Source organism: Streptomyces sp. NPDC012827, from assembly GCF_042900905.1.
GTDB lineage: Bacteria > Actinomycetota > Actinomycetes > Streptomycetales > Streptomycetaceae > Streptomyces > Streptomyces gulbargensis.
The window spans coordinates 192,626-210,178 of the sequence record NZ_JBIBBY010000011.1 but is presented as its reverse complement, the minus strand read 5'-3'; the positions used below and the strand labels follow the sequence as shown (position 1 = coordinate 210,178).

General features: G+C 73.2%; 17 protein-coding genes. 10 read left to right on the top strand and 7 right to left on the bottom strand.

Annotated features, from left to right (window positions below; all coding sequences use genetic code 11):
* Positions 1-21: 21 nt before the first annotated feature.
* Positions 22-1,668, top strand: a complete 1,647-nt coding sequence (locus ACFY60_RS24270; protein WP_388614752.1) for an ABC-F family ATP-binding cassette domain-containing protein — start codon at positions 22-24, stop codon at positions 1,666-1,668.
* A 313-nt stretch (positions 1,669-1,981) separates the two neighbouring features.
* The gene (locus ACFY60_RS24265) at positions 1,982-2,956 is read left to right on the top strand and encodes an acyl-ACP desaturase (protein WP_309054328.1); all 975 of its coding nucleotides are present in this window, start codon (positions 1,982-1,984) and stop codon (positions 2,954-2,956) included.
* A gap of 62 nt (positions 2,957-3,018) precedes the next feature.
* On the opposite strand, the gene ACFY60_RS24260 is transcribed toward ACFY60_RS24265, so the two are convergent.
* Entirely contained in the window at positions 3,019-3,276 is a 258-nt protein-coding gene (locus ACFY60_RS24260; protein ID WP_388614755.1) for a WhiB family transcriptional regulator, read from the bottom strand.
* Positions 3,277-3,402: 126 nt separating this feature from the next.
* Here ACFY60_RS24260 and ACFY60_RS24255 point away from each other — a divergent pair, with 126 nt between their 5' ends.
* Positions 3,403-4,050 (top strand): TetR/AcrR family transcriptional regulator, encoded by a 648-nt coding sequence (locus ACFY60_RS24255; RefSeq protein WP_388614758.1) that lies wholly within the window; start codon positions 3,403-3,405, stop codon positions 4,048-4,050.
* A gap of 104 nt (positions 4,051-4,154) precedes the next feature.
* Here ACFY60_RS24255 and ACFY60_RS24250 read toward each other — a convergent pair whose 3' ends face one another.
* Both ACFY60_RS24250 and ligD read right to left on the bottom strand, forming a co-directional pair.
* Positions 4,155-5,066 carry an alpha/beta hydrolase gene (locus ACFY60_RS24250; RefSeq protein ID WP_388614760.1) on the bottom strand — a complete coding sequence of 304 codons (912 nt, stop codon included), beginning with the start codon at positions 5,064-5,066 and terminating at the stop codon, positions 4,155-4,157.
* Between the two features lie 121 nt (positions 5,067-5,187).
* Positions 5,188-6,318, bottom strand: a complete 1,131-nt coding sequence (ligD, locus tag ACFY60_RS24245) for a non-homologous end-joining DNA ligase (RefSeq protein WP_388614763.1) — start codon at positions 6,316-6,318, stop codon at positions 5,188-5,190.
* 52 nt (positions 6,319-6,370) lie between these two features.
* Here ligD and ACFY60_RS24240 point away from each other — a divergent pair, with 52 nt between their 5' ends.
* From ACFY60_RS24240 to ACFY60_RS24230, 3 genes are all read left to right on the top strand, one after another.
* On the top strand, positions 6,371-7,429 hold the full coding sequence (locus tag ACFY60_RS24240; protein WP_388614764.1) for an ATP-dependent DNA ligase: 1,059 nt from the start codon (positions 6,371-6,373) through the stop codon (positions 7,427-7,429).
* 498 nt (positions 7,430-7,927) lie between these two features.
* Positions 7,928-8,122 carry a hypothetical protein gene (locus ACFY60_RS24235; RefSeq protein WP_309053032.1) on the top strand — a complete coding sequence of 65 codons (195 nt, stop codon included), beginning with the start codon at positions 7,928-7,930 and terminating at the stop codon, positions 8,120-8,122.
* A gap of 114 nt (positions 8,123-8,236) precedes the next feature.
* Positions 8,237-10,336, top strand: a complete 2,100-nt coding sequence (locus tag ACFY60_RS24230; RefSeq protein WP_388614766.1) for an MDR family MFS transporter — start codon at positions 8,237-8,239, stop codon at positions 10,334-10,336.
* A gap of 106 nt (positions 10,337-10,442) precedes the next feature.
* Here ACFY60_RS24230 and ACFY60_RS24225 read toward each other — a convergent pair whose 3' ends face one another.
* Positions 10,443-10,895, bottom strand: a complete 453-nt coding sequence (locus ACFY60_RS24225) for a YchJ family protein (RefSeq protein ID WP_388614768.1) — start codon at positions 10,893-10,895, stop codon at positions 10,443-10,445.
* A gap of 113 nt (positions 10,896-11,008) precedes the next feature.
* Here ACFY60_RS24225 and ACFY60_RS24220 point away from each other — a divergent pair, with 113 nt between their 5' ends.
* Together ACFY60_RS24220 and ACFY60_RS24215 are read left to right on the top strand one after the other, a co-directional pair.
* Positions 11,009-12,355, top strand: coding sequence for a 6-phospho-beta-glucosidase (locus ACFY60_RS24220; protein ID WP_388614770.1), 1,347 nt, complete (start codon positions 11,009-11,011; stop codon positions 12,353-12,355).
* Between the two features lie 111 nt (positions 12,356-12,466).
* A complete protein-coding gene (locus ACFY60_RS24215) occupies positions 12,467-14,362 on the top strand; it encodes a M64 family metallopeptidase (protein ID WP_388614772.1) in 1,896 nt (631 codons plus the stop codon).
* A 61-nt stretch (positions 14,363-14,423) separates the two neighbouring features.
* Here the strand turns inward: ACFY60_RS24215 and ACFY60_RS24210 are convergent, their stop codons facing one another.
* From ACFY60_RS24210 to ACFY60_RS24200, 3 genes are all read right to left on the bottom strand, one after another.
* The gene (locus ACFY60_RS24210; RefSeq protein WP_388614774.1) at positions 14,424-15,242 is read right to left on the bottom strand and encodes an SAM-dependent methyltransferase; all 819 of its coding nucleotides are present in this window, start codon (positions 15,240-15,242) and stop codon (positions 14,424-14,426) included.
* A 72-nt stretch (positions 15,243-15,314) separates the two neighbouring features.
* A complete protein-coding gene (locus ACFY60_RS24205) occupies positions 15,315-15,551 on the bottom strand; it encodes a DUF397 domain-containing protein (RefSeq protein WP_030215754.1) in 237 nt (78 codons plus the stop codon).
* Positions 15,552-16,424: a helix-turn-helix domain-containing protein gene (locus tag ACFY60_RS24200; protein ID WP_388614776.1), complete on the bottom strand. Its 873-nt coding sequence runs from the start codon at positions 16,422-16,424 to the stop codon at positions 15,552-15,554.
* Positions 16,425-16,687: 263 nt separating this feature from the next.
* Between ACFY60_RS24200 and ACFY60_RS24195 the strand changes: the two genes are divergently transcribed.
* Both ACFY60_RS24195 and ACFY60_RS24190 read left to right on the top strand, forming a co-directional pair.
* Positions 16,688-17,119 carry an ATP-binding protein gene (locus tag ACFY60_RS24195; protein WP_388615200.1) on the top strand — a complete coding sequence of 144 codons (432 nt, stop codon included), beginning with the start codon at positions 16,688-16,690 and terminating at the stop codon, positions 17,117-17,119.
* The gene (locus ACFY60_RS24190; protein WP_388614778.1) at positions 17,113-17,544 is read left to right on the top strand and encodes a hypothetical protein; all 432 of its coding nucleotides are present in this window, start codon (positions 17,113-17,115) and stop codon (positions 17,542-17,544) included. The genes ACFY60_RS24195 and ACFY60_RS24190 overlap by 7 nt, the downstream gene beginning before the upstream one ends.
* The last annotated feature ends 9 nt before the right edge of the window (positions 17,545-17,553 follow it).

Genomic DNA, 17,553 nt, shown 5'->3' with positions numbered 1-17,553 from the left:
TCGCGTGACCGGGAGACCTCCATGGCACATCACCCCACTTTTCTCACCTGCACGTCCCTCTCCTTCTCCTGGCCGGACGGGACGCGGGTCTTCGACGACCTGCGGCTCACGGTCGGCCCCGGCCGCACCGGGCTCGTCGGACTCAACGGCTCGGGCAAGTCGACCCTGCTGAAGCTGCTGGCCGGGGAGCTCACGCCCTCCTCCGGGGCGGTGCGCGTGACCGGTGCGCTCGGTCATCTGCCGCAGAACCTGGTCCTGGACACCACGCGCCGGGTCGACGAGATCCTCGGCATCGCCGGCGAACGGGCCGCCCTGCACGCCATCGAGGCCGGTGATCCTGCGGAGGAGCACTTCGCGGCGCTCGGCGACGACTGGGACGTCGAGGAGCGGGCCCTGGCCACACTCGACCAGCTCGGACTCGGCCACATCGGCCTGGACCGGACGGTCGGGGAGGTCTCGGGCGGTGAGTCGGTGCTGCTGCGCCTGGCCGCCCTGCTGCTCGCCCGGCCCGATGTACTGCTGCTCGACGAGCCGACCAACAACCTCGATCTGTACGCCCGTTCGCGTCTGTACGAGGCGGTGGAGAGCTGGTCCGGTGTCCTCGTCGTGGTCAGTCACGACCGTGAACTCCTGGAGCGGGTCGACCGGATCGCCGATCTCAGGGACGGCGCGGTGACCTGGTACGGCGGCCCCTGGTCCGTGTACCAGGAGGCGCTCGCGGCCGAGCAGGAGGCGGCGGAGCGGATGGTCCGCGTGGCCGAGGCCGACGTCCGGCGACAGAAGCGTGAACTGGCGGACGCGCACATGAAGTTGGCGCGGCGCAGGCGGTACGCGCAGAAGAGTTTCGAGAACAAGGTCGTGCCGAAGGTCGTGGCGAACACCCGGCGGAACGCCGCCCAGGTCTCGGCCGGCAAGCACCGGACGCTGCACGCGGACCGGCTGGCGGAGGCGCGGGAGCGGTTGGACACGGCCGTGGAGGCGGTACGGGACGACGACGAGATCCGGGTCGAACTGCCGTACACCTCGGTGCCGGCGGGACGGGAGGTGCTGCTGCTGCGCGACCTGGAGCTGCGGTACGGGCCCCGGGTCGCCGGCGCGTTCGAGCTGCGGGGGCCGGAGCGCATCGCGCTGATCGGCCGGAACGGGGCGGGCAAGACGACCCTGTTGCGGACGATCGCGGGCGAGTTGACGCCGGTGTCGGGCGAGGTGGCGGCGCGGGTGCCGCTCCGGTTCCTGCCGCAGCGGCTCGACGTGCTGGACGACGGTCTGAGCGTCGTGGAGAACGTGGCGCGGTTCGCTCCGGCGGCGATGCCCCACGCGATCAGGGCGCGGCTCGCGCGGTTCCTGTTCCGGGGCGGCCGGGCGGACCGGGCGGTGGGCACCCTGTCGGGCGGGGAGCGGTTCCGGGCGACGCTCGCGGCACTGCTCCTGGCGGAGCCGGCTCCTCAGCTGCTGATGCTGGACGAGCCGACGAACAACCTGGACCTGGCGTCGGTACGGAAGCTGACGGCGGCTCTCGACGCGTACGAGGGGGCGCTGATCGTGGCCAGTCACGACCTGGCGTTCCTGGAGTCGCTGGGGATCACGCGCTGGCTGCTGCTCGACGGCGAGCTGCGGCCGACGACGGCCGAGGCCGTGGGCGCCCTGGGCGCGGCGGACCGCCCCTGAGGAGCGGGGAGTGACCGAAGGGACATCCGGGCACAAGGGCATGGGGCCGGCCGGCGCGGCGGTCCCGGAGGCAGCGAGGGCGCCGGGGCCGGTTGCCTGCGGTGAGTAGTGGGTTCCGGATGGGAGGAGCGGGGGACGGCGACGTGACCTGCGTCTCCGGTGACCCGCGCCAGCAGCGAACATAACGGAACGTAACCGGACATCGCAGGGACGGGCTTGGCCGGGGCCTTACGGGGCCTTAACCTACGGTTTCGTAACCTACGAAGCCGTAGGTAGATCTGTATGTCCTTCCCCTCCGTCCCCAGGAGTTCCCTTGACGCTCACCTCTCCCCATCTCGGCAGTTCGACAGAGTGGACCGACGCGCGGCTGCTCTACGCCTTGGAGGAGGTGGTGGAGAAGGAGCTCAACCGCCACCTGCAGGTCACGAAGGACTGGATGCCGCACGAGTACGTGCCGTGGTCCGACGCCCGGAACTTCCCCGGATTCTTCGAGGACGGCGAGGCCTGGGAGCCCGCGCAGTCCAAGGTCACCGACATCGGCCGGATCGCCCTCGTCGTCAACCTGCTGACCGAGGACAACCTGCCCAGCTACCACCACGAGATCGCGACCCTCTTCGGCCGTGACGGCGCCTGGGGCACCTGGGTGCACCGCTGGACCGCGGAGGAGGGCCGGCACGGCATCGTGATGCGCGACTACCTGCTCGCCTCGCGCGCCGTGGACCCGGACAAGCTGGAGCAGTTCCGGATGGCGCACATGAGCGAGGGCTTCGAGTCCGACAACCGGCACTCGATGCTGCACTCGGTGGCGTACGTCGCGTTCCAGGAGCTCGCGACCCGCATCTCGCACCGCAACACCGGGCACCAGTCCGGCGACCCGGTCTGCGACCGGATGCTGGCACGCATCGCCCTCGACGAGAACCTGCACATGATCTTCTACCGCAACCTGCTGGGCGCGGCCTTCGAGATCGCCCCGGACCTGACGATGCAGGCCGTGCGGGACGTCGTGGTCAACTTCCGCATGCCGGGGCACGGCATGCCGGGCTTCGAGCGCGCCGCGGCCCAGATGGCGATCGGCGAGATCTACAACCTGCGCATCCACCACGACGACGTGCTCCAGCCCGTCCTGCGCTTCCTCAAGGTGCTCCAGATCGAGGGGCTCGGCCCGGACGGTCTGCGCGCCCAGGAGGAGCTGGGCCTGTACATGAACGGCCTGGACAGCGAGGCGAGCAAGTTCGACGAGCGGCTCGCCGCCCGCAAGGCCCGCCTGGCCGCCCGCGCCGCCGGCTGAGCCCGCCCGCACGGCCCACGGCGCCGGCCGGGTCCGGCGCCGCCGCGCGAACGCGCGGCGGGTCAGCGGCGCTGCTGCCGCTTGAGCCGCACGCGCTCCTTCTCCGAGAGTCCGCCCCACACCCCGAACCGCTCGTCGTGGGCGAGGGCGTACTCCAGGCACGCGAGGCGCCCCTCGCACGCGCCGCAGAGCTGCTTCGCCTCACGGGTCGACGAACCCGGGGCGGGGAAGAAGAACTCCGGTCCGGCCTGGGCGCACAGGGCGTTCTCGCGCCAGGAGAGGTCGGGGTCCGTCAGCACATCGGTGTCGGTCATCTGCATGCCTTTCACCGTGCCGGACCCTCGTAAACACGCCATCAACGTTCGATCAATGGCGTGGGCGCGGCGGCCGGTTCCGGCGCGTCCGGAAGATGTCCGCACGGTCGTGCGTTCAGTACGATGGGGGCCATGAGCGGCACCAGGACGGACGGGCGCGTCGAGCGCGGCAATCAGACGCGGCGCCTGGTGCTCGGCCGCACCGTGGACATCGCCTCGGTCGAGGGGCTCGAAGGCCTCTCCCTGGGGCGGATCGCGACCGAGCTGAAGCTGAGCAAGAGCGGGGTGTTCGCGCTCTTCGGCTCCAAGGAGGAACTGCAGCTCGCGACGGTCAGGGCCGCCGCCGCGGTCTTCGCCGAACGCGTGGTGAAGCCCCTCGCCGACGTGCCGCCGGGCGCCCGCCGGGTGCGCGAGCTGTGCCGGGCCTGGCTCGCGTACTCCTCGGAGCGGGTGTTCACGGGGGGCTGCTTCTTCTACGCCGCCTCGGCGGAGTTCGACGCGCGCCCCGGCCCCGTCCACGACGCGATCGCCCGGGCCCGGCTCGACTGGTCCGCGTACATGGAGGGCGCGATCGCCGAGGCCTGCGCTGCGGGCGAGTTCGCCGCCGGTACGGACGTCGAGCAGCTCGCCTTCGAGATCATCGCCCTCATGGAAGCGGCCAACGCCCGGTCCGTGCTGCTGAGCGAGACCTCCGCGTACGACCGTGCCGAGCGCGGCATCACGGCCCGCCTGCGGTCGGAGGCCACGGCCCGCGGCCGGGCGGCACTCGACGCCCCGTAGGACCCGTACGGCCCCCGCGAACGCCAGGGCGGGCCCCGGCCGGGGAGCCCCGCCGCGTCGGACCGGACCGGCTCCGCGCGACCGGAGCCGCATCACTCCGCCGGTCAGACGGCGCCCGCGTCCAGCGGCGTGGCGGTCCGGTCCGGGGAGGGGAGCCCGTGGCCGCTCTCGTCGCCGGTGAGGAACGCGACCGCCTCGGCGATCACCGACGGGTCGGTCAGGATGCGGCGGTGGCCGAGCCCCCGGGTGATCACGAGCCGTGCCCGGTCGCCGTGGACGCGGGCGAGCAGCCGGGCGTGGGCGAGCGGGACCATGTCGTCGCCCTCGTCGTGGAAGAACAGGACGGGGCCGTCGAGCGCGGCGGGGGCGCGGTCGGCGCCGAAGCGGTCCCAGATGCCCGGCTCTTCGGGCGCCAGGTGCCGCTCGACGTGCTCACGCATCCGCAGCATCACCCGCTCGTCCACGCCGAGGCCCCGTCGGAAGGCGTCCGTGAGCAGGTCGAAGGAGCCGACCCCGCCCAGGCCGACGAAGCGGTCGGCGCGCAGGCCGTCCCGCAGGGCGAAGAGGGAGGCGAGGACGCCGAAGGAGTGCGCGAGGACCGCGTCGAAACCTCCGTGCCGCTCGTGCAGCTCCCGGATGACGTCGCGGTATTCAAGGATGTTGCTGGCCCTGCCGGGGGCCGCGCCGTGGCCGGGGACGTCGAAGGCGACCGGGCTGTGACCCCGCGCGAGCAGCTCCTCGGCGAAGGCGGTGAGCCGGGAGGCGCGCGAGGACCAGCCGTGGACGAGCAGGACGGGCCGGTGGCCGTCCCCCCACGCGTAGGTGACGGCTTCCTTGCCGCGTACCCGCAGCCGCCCGGTACGGGCCGTGGCGAACAGGTCGCGTTCGACGGGGCGGAGGGCCGCACGGCCGAGCGGGCGGACGAAGAGGTGGAAGGCCGAGCGGCCGGCGGGGCCCGGGGCGGCGCGGGCGGCGGTGTTGAGCACGGTACGGACGAGCGGAGCCATCGGGTACATGCCGGATCTCCTCGGTCGGCCTGGATGCGGGAAAATGCTAGCACGACCGTTCGTGTTGTTTTATGGCCGAGGGCACGGCGGGACGGCACCCACCCGGAAGGCACCGCCCCGCCCGCACGTCTCACTCCGCCCCGCCCTCCGAGCGCCCCTTCCGCACGGCCGCCTTCTTCACCGCCGGCTTCTCCCCCGTCTCCTTCGTCACGGCCGTCTCTGTCGTCACCGCCGTCTTCTTCGCCACCGCCTTCTTCGCGCGGCTCGGCTGCACCCGTTTCGGCTCGCCCGGCATCTTCGGGTACTCCGGCGGATAGGGCAGGTCCCCGAGCCCGTGCTCCGCCTCGTCCCGCCGGGCCAGTTCCAGGAGCGATTCGAGGCCGAACCGCTCCGCGTCCATGTCCGCGTGGACGTCGCCGACCTCCGCGTAGCGGACCGGCATCGTGCGGATGTCGAAGTCCTCGGGAGCCACCTCGCCGATCTCCTCCCAGCGCAGCGGCGCCGAGACCGGGGCGTGCGCCCGGGGCCGCACGGAGTAGGCGGAGGCGATGGTGCGGTCCCGGGCGGTCTGGTTGTAGTCCACGAAGATCCGCGAGCCCCGCTCCTCCTTCCACCAGCGGGTGGTCACCCGCTCCGGCATCCGCCGCTCCAGCTCGCGGCCACAGGCGATGGCCGCCCTTCTGACCTGGGTGAAGGTCCACCGGGGCGCGATGGGTACGAAGACGTGCAGCCCCCGGCCGCCGGAGGTCTTCGGCCAGCCGCGCAGGCCGTGCTCGTCGAGGACGGCGCGCAGTTCGTGGGCGGCGCGGACCGCGTCGGCGAAGTCCGTGCCGGGTTGGGGATCGAGGTCGAGGCGCAGCTCGTCGGGGTGGTCGGTGTCGTCGCGCCGTACCGGCCAGGGGTGGAAGGTGACGGCGCCGAGGTTGGCCGCCCAGATCACGGCCGCGGGTTCGGTCGGGCACAGCTCGTCGGCGGAGCGGCCGCTCGGGAAGGTGATGTGGGCGGTCGGGATCCAGTCGGGCATGTTCCGGGGCGCGCGCTTCTGGAAGAACGACTCACCCGTCACTCCGTCGGGGTAGCGCTCCAGGGTCGTCGGGCGGTCCCGCAGGGCACGGGTGATGCCCTCCCCGACGGCCAGGTAGTAACGGACCATGTCCAGCTTGGTGTAGCCGGGTTCGGGGAAGTACACCTTGTCCGGGTTGGAGACCCGCACGGTCCGGTCGCCGACTTCGAGTTCCACCGCTGCCGCCTTGCCTGCCATGCGGGCCAGCCTAGGCCGCGCGCACAAGTCCCGCATACCGGACAATCGCCTCATGGATCTGCCGGTGATGCCGCCCGTGAAACCGATGCTCGCCAAGTCCGTCAAGAAGATCCCGCCCGGGATGCAGTACGAGGCGAAGTGGGACGGCTTCCGGGCGATCGTCCACCGCGACGGGCCCGAACTCGTCATCGGCAGCCGCACCGGCAAGCCGCTCACCCGCTACTTCCCGGAACTGGCCGAGGCGCTGGCGGACCGGTTGCCGGAGCGCTGCGTGGTCGACGGGGAGATCGTGATCGAGCACGACGGCCGGCTGGATTTCGACCGGCTCACCGAGCGGATCCATCCGGCCGCCTCCCGGGTCCGCATGCTCGCCGAAACCACCCCGGCCCGGTTCGTCGCCTTCGACCTGCTCGCCCTCGGGGACGAGTCCCTCCTCGACGCCCCGCTGCACGCGCGGCGCACCGCTCTTGAGCGGATGTTCGACGGGATCGGCGCGCCCGTGCACCTGGCCCCGGCCACCCGGGACGCCGCGCTCGCGGCCCACTGGTTCGAGCGGTACGAGGGCGCGGGTCTGGACGGGGTGATCGCGAAGCCCCTCGACCTGCCGTACCGGCCGGACGTCCGCCTGATGTACAAGATCAAGCACGAGCGGACCGCCGACGTGGTCGTGGCCGGCTACCGCTTCCACAAGAGCGGCCCGGTGGTCGGCTCGCTGCTGCTCGGCCTGTACGACGACGGCGGCACCCTCCAGCACGTCGGGGTCTGCGCGGCCTTCACCGCCGCCCGGCGCGCCCAGCTCGTGGAGGAGCTGGAACCGCTGCGCATGGATCCGCCGACCGGGCACCCGTGGGCGGCGTGGACCGACGAGGCGGCCCACGAGGGGGCGCGCCTCCCGGGGGCGCCGAGCCGCTGGTCCGGCAAGAAGGACCTGTCGTGGGTGGCGCTGCGGCCGGAGCGGGTCTGCGAGGTGGGGTACGACCACATGGAGGGCGACCGCTTCCGGCACACCGCGCAGTTCAAGCGGTGGCGCCCGGACCGCACCCCGGAGTCCTGCGGCTACGCGCAGCTGGAGGAGCCGGTCTCGTACGACCTGTCGGAGGTCTTCGGGTAGGAGCCGGTGCGCCGCTCCCCGGAAGGGGCCGGAGGACTCCCCCACACTCGCGCCCGCGCCGGGGCCTTCGGTCGGTGCCGGAGGGCCGGACGGGTGGACGCTAGAGCGTGAGATGCTTCACATTCGCCGCCGGGTGCGCATGATCCCCAACAGCCCTGTCACGTACGCGGGTTCGAGGGACAACCGCCCGGCTCCGGAAGCCCGTCCGGGCCCCTCCCGGCGCCGCCCCGCCCCGCACCTGCGGGAACGTCCCCGTCCGCGATCACCGTGCCGGCGCGCCCCCGCCGCCGGGTCGTCGCACGGGGCCCCGCCGGGCCCGCCGGAGCGGGGCCGTCCCGTCGCGGGCCGGTGACGTCCCCGTACCGGAACCCGGACCGCGATCCGGTACGTATGGAGGTGAGACACCTTCCGTACCGCTCCCGGACCGACTAGGACTGACCCGTGATCGCCACCCCCTCCCCCCTCGTACCCGTCCCGATCCCCGACCGTGTGGCCGCGATGATCGGGTCCTGTCTGCCGCTGCACGTGCTCCAGGCGGAGTTCGACGCGGACTGCGCGGTGCGTGAGGTGCACCGGTTCCGCGGGCCGCTCTGCGCGGAGGACCGGGCGGACCGGGAGCACGCCCTCGCCGCCCTGGCCCGCGCGAACAAGATCCTCGCCAAGCACCACCCCCAACTGCCCGTCACCCGCTGAGCCGACGGCGGGCGCCTGACACCCCGTCGGCGGGCGGGAACCGCCGCCCCGCCGCGTACACCGGTCGGCCGTCCCCCGCATGCACGCGGGCGGGGGCGGTGTGAGGCTGCGAGAGTGACCACGACCAGCGACGCAGCGCCCGCGCCCCCGGCCGCCACCGCACCACCGGTGCTCGACGGCCGCCGCCGCACCATCGTCTTCGGCACGATCATGCTGGGCGTCCTGCTCGCCGCTCTCGACCAGACGATCGTCGGCACGGCCCTGCCCACGATCGTCTCGGACCTCGGCGGCGCCGCCCACATGTCGTGGGTGGTCACCTCCTACCTCCTCGCCGAGACGGTCGCGACCGTCCTGGTCGGCAAGTTCGGCGACCTCTTCGGCCGCAAGGTGATCTTTCAGATCTCGGCGGTCGTCTTCATCACCGGCTCGTTCCTCTGCGGTCTCGCGACCGACATGACCATGCTGATCGTCTGGCGGGGTCTCCAGGGCATCGGCGCCGGCGGCCTGATGGTCACCTCCATGGCGCTCATCGCCGATGTGATCCCGCTCCGGGAGCGCGGCAAGTACCAGGGTGCCATCGGAGCCGTCTTCGGGGTCTCCACCGTCATCGGGCCGCTGCTCGGCGGCCTCTTCACCGACCACCTCAGCTGGCGCTGGGCGTTCTACGTGAACGTGCCGCTCGCGATCCTGGTGGTCCTGGCCGCCGCGCGGACCATCCCCTCCGTGCGCTCCGTGCGCCGCCCGGTGATCGACTACGCGGGGATCGCGCTCGTCGCCGCCGGCTCCAGCGCCCTCATCCTGGCGACGAGCTGGGGCGGCAACGAGTACGCGTGGGGTTCCGGCGTCGTCATCGGGCTGTTCGCCGGAGGCCTGATCGCCCTCGCCCTGTTCTGCCTGGCCGAGATCCGGGCGGCCGAACCGATGCTGCCCATGCGGCTGTTCCGGAATCCCGTCTTCACCGTCTGCTCCGTCCTCAGCTTCGTGGTCGGCTTCGCCATGCTCGGCGCGATGACCTTCCTGCCGACCTACCTCCAGTACGTCGACGGTGACTCGGCCACCACCTCGGGCATCCGCACCCTGCCCATGGTCGTCGGCCTGCTCATCGCCTCCGTCTTCAGCGGCAACGTAGTCAGCCGCACCGGGCGGTACCGGATCTTCCCGATCGCCGGCTGCCTGGTCATGGGAGTCGGGCTCTACCTGCTCTCCCTGATGGGGCCGGCGACGGGCACCTGGCTGGAATCCCTGTACATGTTCGTGCTGGGAGCCGGGATCGGCCTGTGCATGCAGGTGCTGACCATCGCCGTGCAGAACACCGTGGAGTACGCCGACCTCGGGACCGCCACCTCCGGCGTGACCTTCTTCCGCACCCTCGGCAGCTCCTTCGGGACCGCCGTCTTCGGCACCCTCTACGCCAACTCCCTGAGGACGGATCTGTCGGCCGGCGTCCGGGAGGCCTCCGCCCTCGGGGCCGGCGCGGGACTCGACCCGGCGGCCGTCGCGCGGGCCGCGCAGAGCCCGGCCGGGGTCCACGGACTGCCTCCGGACGTGGCCGCGCCGGTCGTCGGAGCCTACGCCGACACTCTGCAGACCGTCTTCCTCTGGACGGTGCCGGTCGCCGCCGTCGGCCTCGTGGTCGCGCTGTTCCTCAAGCAGGTCACGCTGCGCGACTCGGTCCGCGCCGCCGCACCCGACATGGGCGAGGGCTTCGCCTCCCCCACCACCGGCGGCGACTCGGCGAAACTGCTCGAACTGGCCGTCGGCCGGATCCTGCGCCGCACCGACCTCGACACCGCCCGGCGGATCGTCGCCGCCTCGGACACCCGGCTCGACACCGCGGGGGCGTGGGCGGTGATGCAGGTGGAACTCCTCACCCGGACCGTCGGGCACGCGAGCCTCGGGCTCGTCGCGGCCCGGCGGCGCGTCCCGCCGGAGGTGCTGCTTCCGGTCTTCGACCGGATGGTCGACGAGGGCTTCCTCACCCGGGACGGCAACCTGCTGTCGCACACCCCGGCCGGCGAGCGGGAGGCGGCGGTCATCACCCGCGCGTGGGGCGACTGGCTCGCCGACCGCCTGGAGAAGGAGCGCGGCCGGCCCAGCGGGCCGGAGCTGCGGGCGGCGACGGACGCCATCGCCAAGAAGGTCGTCGCCGAGGACCTTTCCGCCGGTCGCCCGGCCGGACGCCCGTCCGGCGCGGTCCTCACCGCCCGGCGCTGACCCTGGCCGACGCGGTCCTCACCGCCCGGCGCTGACCGTGGCCGACGCGGGCCTCACCACCCGGCGCTGAGGCCCGGCCCGTGCGCGCCCGGGCCCGGGTCCCCGGTCACGCCAGGAACTCGCCGTCGACGTACACCCACGCCCCCTCGTGGCGCGCGAACCGGCTCCGCTCGTGGAGCGCGCCCGGCTCGCCGTCGTGGACGTACCGGGCCACGAAGGTGACGGTGCCCTGCTGGTGGAAGGCGGTTCCGTCGGAGGTCTCCCGGATCTCCAGGCCCGTCCAGCGCAGGGAGGGGTCGAAGTCGACCCCGGCGGGGCGGGTACCCGGCGCCCAGGTGCGCAGCAGGTAGCCCTCGTCCCGCACCACGAAGGCGCTGTAGCGGGAGCGCATGAGCAGTTCGGCGGTGGGCGCCGCGCCCGCCGTGCCGTCGTGGAACCGGCCGCAGCACGACCCGTACGCGGCGTCGCGCCCGCAGGGGCAGGGGGACGCGGAGGTCACGGCGGGGGCCGCGGGGGCCGCGGGGCGTGTCGTACGGGGACGGGTCTTGCGTCGGGACATGCCGTCATTCTCCCCCACCGGCACGCGGCGCCCCCGGCCGGCAGGTGGACGACTCCGTGGACGCCCGGAGCGGACCGGACGGCCCCCGCGAGGGGCCCGAGTAGCGTACGGGCATGAGACTGACGATTCTCGGAGGCGGCGGATTCCGGGTGCCGCTGGTGTACGGCGCCCTCCTCGGCGACCACGCCGCGGGACGGGTCACCCACGTCACCCTGTACGACCTCGACGCGGCGCGGCTCTCGGCGATCGCCCGGGTCCTCGCCGAGCAGGGTGCGGGGGTGCCGGACGCGCCGGCCGTGACGGCCACGACCGATCTGGACGAGGCGCTGCGCGGGGCCGACTTCGTGTTCTCCGCGATCCGGGTGGGCGGCCTGGAGGGGCGGGCGGCCGACGAGCGGATCGCCCTGGCCGAGGGGGTCCTCGGGCAGGAGACCGTGGGGGCGGGCGGGATCGCGTACGGCCTGCGGACGGTGCCCGTCGCCGTGCGCGTCGCCCGGCGGATCGCCGAACTCGCCCCCGACGCCTGGGTCATCAACTTCACCAACCCGGCCGGCCTGGTCACCGAGGCGATGTCCCGGATCCTCGGCGGCCGGGTCGTCGGCATCTGCGACTCCCCGGTCGGGCTCGGCCGCCGGGTCGCCCGGGTGCTCGGCGCCGACCCGGACGAGGCGTGGATCGACTACGTGGGCCTCAACCATCTCGGGTGGCTGCGCGGGCTGCGCGTCGGCGGCCGGGACCAGCTGCCCCGGCTGCTGGCCGACGAGGAGGCCCTGGGCTCCTTCGAGGAGGGGAAGCTGTTCGGGCCCGAGTGGCTGCGCTCGCTCGGCGCGATCCCCAACGAGTACCTGCACTACTACTACTTCAACCGGGAGGCGGTGCGGGCCTACCGGTCCGCCGCACGCACCCGGGGCGCCTACCTGCGAGACCAGCAGGCGCGCTTCTACGAGGAGGCGGCCCGGCCGGGGACGCCGGCGCTCGAGGCCTGGCACCGCACGCTGGCGGACCGCGAGGCGACGTACATGGCGGCCAACCGGGAGGCCGCCGGGGCCGGCGGGCGGGCCGGGGAGGACCTGGAGTCGGGCGGCTACGAGAAGGTGGCGCTCGCCCTCATGCGGGCCGTCGCCCGCGACGAGCGCGCCACGCTGATCCTCAACGTGCGCAACGGGACGACGCTCCCCGGGCTCGACGCGGACGCGGTGATCGAGGTGCCGTGCTTCGTCGACGCGAACGGCGCTCACCCGGTGGCCGTGGCGCCGCTCCCGGACCACGCCGCCGGCCTGGTGACGGCGGTCAAGGCCGTGGAGCGGGAGGTGCTGGCGGCGGCGGAGAGCGGTTCGCGGGCGGCGGCCGTGCGGGCGTTCGCGCTGCATCCCCTGGTCGACTCGGTGGGGGTGGCCCGGCGGCTCCTGGACGGGTACCTGGAGGCACACCCCGGTCTGGCGTACCTGCGGAGCACCTGACGGCGGCCCGAGCCCGTCCCCGTGACCGCCCCTCGACGGCCCGGTCGCTTCCCGCCGTACGGCCGGTGAACGTCTTTACGCGGCCGGGGCCGCGTCCTAGGCTCGCGCCCCATGACTGGACTGCGACGCACGCGCGTGCGACGAGGAGTGGCCCGGCTGGCCGTCGGCTGTCTGCTGGCGGCGGGGCTGACGGGCACGGGGGCGGCCGCCGCCCGGACACCGGCGGTCGCCGGGGGACCCGTCGTCGTCCCCGTGCAGACCACGGGTCCGGCCGAGAAGAGGTTCAACCTCGTCTTCCTCGGCGACGGTTACACCGCCGACGAAATGCCGGTCTTCCGGGCCGACCTGGAGCGGCACCTCAGCACCCTGTGGAGCATCGAGCCGTTCGCCTCCTACCGCTCGTACGTCAACGTGTGGGCGGTCGAGTCGCCGTCGGAGGACTCGGGCGTGGACTGCGATCCGCGGCTCGGCTCCCCGGACCGTGACACCGTGCTGGACATGGGCTTCTGGGGCGGGTGCGACCCCGGCAGCGTGCAGCGGCTGCTGACCGTCGACGGCGCGAGGGCGGGGGCGCTCGCGGATCTGGTCCCCGGCACGGGCCGCGCCAACCGGCAGATCGTCGCCCTCGCCCACAGCTCCACCTACGGTGGCGCGGGCGGCGGTTATGCCACCGCGTCCGGCGGCAACGCGCTGTCGGCGCTCATCACCCCGCACGAGATCGGCCATTCGCTCGGCGGTCTCCAGGACGAGTACGACTACTACGCCCGGGGTGTGCCCGGGGGCGCCTACGACGGTGAGGAGCCCGCCTCCGCCCACCACACGCTGCTGACGGAGGCGCAGATGCGGGAGCGGCGGGCCAAGTGGTGGCGCTGGCTCGGCGAGGAGAGCGAGTCCGGCGGGGTCATCGGCCGGTACGAGGGCGGCCTCTACAGCACGAGGGGGGTGTGGCGGCCGTCCCGCCACTCCCTGATGAAGACCCTCGGGTACGCCTTCGACCAGGTGGAGCGCGAGGTGATGGTGCGGGCGATCTCCGCGAAGGTGAACCTGGTCCAGGACCACACGCCGAGCACGGCCCCGATCGGCGCGGACCGCACCGTGTGGGTCGACACCCTCCACCCGGTGGGCGGCGCCCTCTCGGTGACCTGGCGGCTCGACGGGCGGACCCTGCCGACCGGGGGCGCGCGCACGGTCGACCTGCGGAAGTGGGCCCTCTCCCCCGGCGCGCACACGCTGACGGCGACCGTGACGGACCCGACGCCGTTCGTCCGCGACCCGGCCGTACGCGCCTCGCCGGCGCTCACCCGGACGGTGACGTGGACCGTGGACCCCTCGCTCGTCACGACCCCGGCGGCGGTCGCGCCCGCCTTCACCGGGCACACGCCCACCGGCGCGCCGGTGGGCGCCCGGACGGTCGTCCACGCGGAGACCACCCACCCCGTGGACCGCGTGCCGAAGGTGCGCTGGCGGCTCGACGGCCGGCCGGTCCCGACCGGGCCCGACGACCGCGCCCTCGACCTGCGGAAGCTGGCGCTCGCGCCGGGCACGTACACGTTGACGGCCGGCATCCCGGGCACGCGCGAGCAGCTGCGCTGGACGGTCGACGCCCGGCCGGCCGCGGCCGCGTACGAGCTGTCGGCTCCGCTGCGTACGGTCCGGCGCCCGGGCAGCCCCGTAGAGTACGTGTACGACGGGCCGTTCACGATGCGGCTGACGGCCCGGGACGACCAGGAGGGCGCGGTCGTCAGCCAGTTCCGGGTGGACGGCGACGGCTGGTACACGTACTACGGCTGGCCGACGGACGCGCGGGCGCCGTTCCTCTTCACTCCGGGCGGCACGGTGATCGACGGCCTCGTGTACGGGAAGCTGGGGCGGAGCCGGGCGGTGCCGTGGGACGACGCGACGCCCGACCTCGGCACGCACACCGTGGAGTACCGGACGATCGACGCCGCGGGCAACGTGAGCCGGCCCCGCTCCTTCCGGGTGACGCTGGTCGAACCGGGGCGGTGAACGGCGGGGGCCCGTGGACCGTCCGGGTCCACGGGCCCTCGCCCGGCGTCACGGGTGCCGATCAGGGCTTGCGGGCCACGCCGGCCCAGCCGGGGATCGGGTCGTCGCCCTGCACCGGGACCGGTTCACCCAGCTCGGGGTGCCAGTCGGCGGTGAGGGAGACCCCGGGGTCGACCAGTTCGAGGCCCTCGAAGAACGCGGCCAGCTCGTCGCGCGAGCGGGGCCGCAGGGTCAGGCCGCGCGCCTTGTACAGGGCGCTGGCCTTGACCGCGCCCTCGGGGTCGAAGTCGCCGGTGACGTGGGAGAGCACCAGGTAGCTGCCGGGCGCGAGCTTGTCGACGATCTTGGAGACCAGTTCGTAGGCGCCGTCCTCGTCCCCCACGAAGTGCAGCAGGGCGAGCATCGACAGGGCGATGGGCCGGTCGAAGTCCAGGACTTTGCCGGCCCGTTCGAGGATGACCTCGGGCTCGCGGGCGTCCGCCTGGATGTACTCGGTGGCCCCTTCGGGGGTCGAGCGCAGCAGGGCGGCCGCGTGCGCCAGCACGATCGGGTCGTTGTCGCAGTAGACGACGCGGGACTCGGGGGCCGCCTCCTGCGCGATCTGGTGCAGGTTGGGCTCGGTGGGGATGCCGGTGCCGATGTCCAGGTACTGGCGGACACCGGCGGCGCTGAGCCAGCGGATGGCACGGTGCATGAAGGCACGGTTGACCCGGGCCATGTCCCGCCCGCGGGCGTCGACCGTGAGGAGCTGGCGGGCCATCTCCTCGTCGACCGGGTAGTTGTCCTTCCCGCCCAGGAACCAGTCGTACATGCGCGCCGGGTGCGGCTTGCTGGTGTCGATGCGTGTCTCGCTCCGCGACGGTGCGGGGTCCTGGCTCATCGGCTCTCCTGGGGAAACGAACGGGTGGCGCTGCTACAAGAGTTACGCGATGGTAGGGGCGGGACGGAAGGGTCAGGTGAGCAGGAAGTCGGCCTGGCCGGATTTCGCGCCCCGGATGAAGGCCTCGATCTCTCCGTGGGTGTAGATGAGCGCCGGTCCTTCGGGGTCTGCGGACTGTCGCACGGCGACTCTGCCGTCGGCCAGCTTCATGGCCTCCACGCAGTTGCCCCCGTTCCCTCCGCTCCAGGGCTTGTGCCAGCCCTCGGCGCCGAGCTCGGCGGCGGGCATGCCGTTGTATATGCGATCCATTCACAGCTCCTTGCGGAGGTCCCGGAGGATCTCCTTCGTGCGTGGTACAGACGCGGCCTGCGCCGCCATGCGGTCCATGACCTCCAGGTGGGCCGCCACCTCGGGGCGCGCGTCGAGGTAGACGGCGCCGGTGAGGTACTCGCTGTAGACCATGTCCGGGAGTTCGGGCACGGCGAAGCGGAAGAGGACGAAGGGACCGTACGTGCCGGGGTGGTGGCCGGACGCGAACTCCGCGATCTGCAGGGTGACGTGCGGCCACTCGGAGACGTCGAGCAGCCGGTCGATCTGGGCGCGCATCACCTCGGGCCCGTCACCGACCGGTCGGCGGAACACCGTCTCGTCCATGATCACCCAGAACTTGGGGGCGTCCTCCCTGGTCAGCAGGGACTGGCGCTCCATCCGCAGGGCGACGTGGCGTTCGAGCTCCTCGGTGTCCTCGGCGTTCCTCGCGCCGACCGCCCCGCTGCGCAGAATGGCGCGGGCGTACCCCTCGGTCTGCAACAGACCGGGGACGAACTGGGGTTCGTACTCCCGGATGAGGCTCGCGGCCCCCTCCAGGCTGACGTACATGGAGAACCAGCCGGGCAGCACGTCGTGGAACCGCTGCCACCAGCCGGGGAGGTTGGCCTCCTCCGCGAGGGCGACGAAGCCCTCCGCCTCGGAGTCCGTGACCCCGTACGCCTTCAGCAGCAGCTGGACGTACGGGATCTTCAGCGCGACCTCGGCCGTCTCCATGCGGCGCACGGTGGCCGGGGCCACGCGGAGGATCCTCGCGGCCTCCTCGCGCTTCATGCCGGCCCGCTCCCGCAGATCCTGCAGGCGCCTGCCGAGCACGACCTGCCCGACCGTCGGGGCGGACCGCGGCTCGCTCACTCTCAGACCTCCCCGACGCGCTGTGTGCGTCGAGTGTGCCACGAAGGCGGGACAGAGAGAACAGCGCACTCTGCAATTTTCAGAGTGCCACTTGCCAAGTGTCTGCGGCAGGAGGACAGTGTTCCGGTGAACCGGTACACGCTGCCGCCCTGCGCTCGCGCGCGCCGGTGTCAGCGCCGTACGGCACTCCTGCCCACTGTTGTGAGGAACCGGTCGTGGCTTCTGGTAACGCGCAGCCCTCAGGTCTCATGAGCCCTCGTGTCATGGCCCCGCGCCCGCAGCCACGCACCGACGCCGACCGCCGCTTCGCCTTCGAACTGCCCGCCCGCACCGCCTCGGTGGCCCGCGCCCGCCGGCTCGCCGAGGAGCGCCTGATCCTGTGGGGCTGCGGCCCCGACATACGCGACACGGTCGCCCTCATCGTCTCCGAACTCGTCACCAACGCCGTCGTCCACACCGCCAGCGGCCGTGTCGTCTGTGAACTGCGCGAGGGCGAGGAGACCCTGCGGATAGCCGTACGGGACGAGGGCGGCCCGGCGGGCCCGCGCATACGCGACTGCGGTGCGGAGGAACGCGGCCGCGGCCTGCTCATCGTCGACGCGCTCGCCACCTCGTGGGGCGCCGAGCGCACCGGGCACGGCACCGCCCAGACCGTCTGGGCGGAGCTCGCCCACGGCATGGGGGAACCGTGCTGAGGTCCCTCCTCGTGCCCCGCGCCCGCAAGTCCCCCGACCCGGACGGCCCCGGTGCCGGACCGCTCGGCGGCACCCGGCTGACCGTCCCCGACGGGCTGCGCGCCGGGCTCGGCCGCGACGCCGTCGGCGTCCCCGCCCGCTTCGGCTTCAAGATCCTCTCCCGGCTTCCCGCCAAGGGGTGCGTCTACGCGGACAGCGACTGGTGGTGGTGGCTCGTCCCCGCCGGCTCGGACGCGGACCTGACCTGGCCGCTGCCCGCCTGTTACGCACCCGGCGCCGAGATCCCCGACCGGCGCCCCCGCCTCATCCACCGGCCCGACGGCGACTCCCCGTACACCCCGCCGATCCCCCTCTACCTGCTGGTCTGCCAGCTCACCGGCATCGCGCCCGCCTGGTCGGCCCCCGTCCGCGCCGGGAGCGCATAGGCTCGGCCC

Coding starts and splice junctions, on each gene's coding strand:
- ACFY60_RS24270 (WP_388614752.1), top strand. CDS start 22: ATGGCACATCACCCCACTTTTCTCACCTGCACGTCCCTCTCCTTCTCC.
- ACFY60_RS24260 (WP_388614755.1), bottom strand. CDS start 3,276: ATGCAGATGACCGACACCGATGTGCTGACGGACCCCGACCTCTCCTGG.
- ACFY60_RS24255 (WP_388614758.1), top strand. CDS start 3,403: ATGAGCGGCACCAGGACGGACGGGCGCGTCGAGCGCGGCAATCAGACG.
- ACFY60_RS24250 (WP_388614760.1), bottom strand. CDS start 5,066: ATGTACCCGATGGCTCCGCTCGTCCGTACCGTGCTCAACACCGCCGCC.
- ligD (WP_388614763.1), bottom strand. CDS start 6,318: ATGGCAGGCAAGGCGGCAGCGGTGGAACTCGAAGTCGGCGACCGGACC.
- ACFY60_RS24240 (WP_388614764.1), top strand. CDS start 6,371: ATGGATCTGCCGGTGATGCCGCCCGTGAAACCGATGCTCGCCAAGTCC.
- ACFY60_RS24235 (WP_309053032.1), top strand. CDS start 7,928: ATGATCGGGTCCTGTCTGCCGCTGCACGTGCTCCAGGCGGAGTTCGAC.
- ACFY60_RS24225 (WP_388614768.1), bottom strand. CDS start 10,895: ATGTCCCGACGCAAGACCCGTCCCCGTACGACACGCCCCGCGGCCCCC.
- ACFY60_RS24220 (WP_388614770.1), top strand. CDS start 11,009: ATGAGACTGACGATTCTCGGAGGCGGCGGATTCCGGGTGCCGCTGGTG.
- ACFY60_RS24215 (WP_388614772.1), top strand. CDS start 12,467: ATGACTGGACTGCGACGCACGCGCGTGCGACGAGGAGTGGCCCGGCTG.
- ACFY60_RS24210 (WP_388614774.1), bottom strand. CDS start 15,242: ATGAGCCAGGACCCCGCACCGTCGCGGAGCGAGACACGCATCGACACC.
- ACFY60_RS24205 (WP_030215754.1), bottom strand. CDS start 15,551: ATGGATCGCATATACAACGGCATGCCCGCCGCCGAGCTCGGCGCCGAG.
- ACFY60_RS24195 (WP_388615200.1), top strand. CDS start 16,688: ATGGCCCCGCGCCCGCAGCCACGCACCGACGCCGACCGCCGCTTCGCC.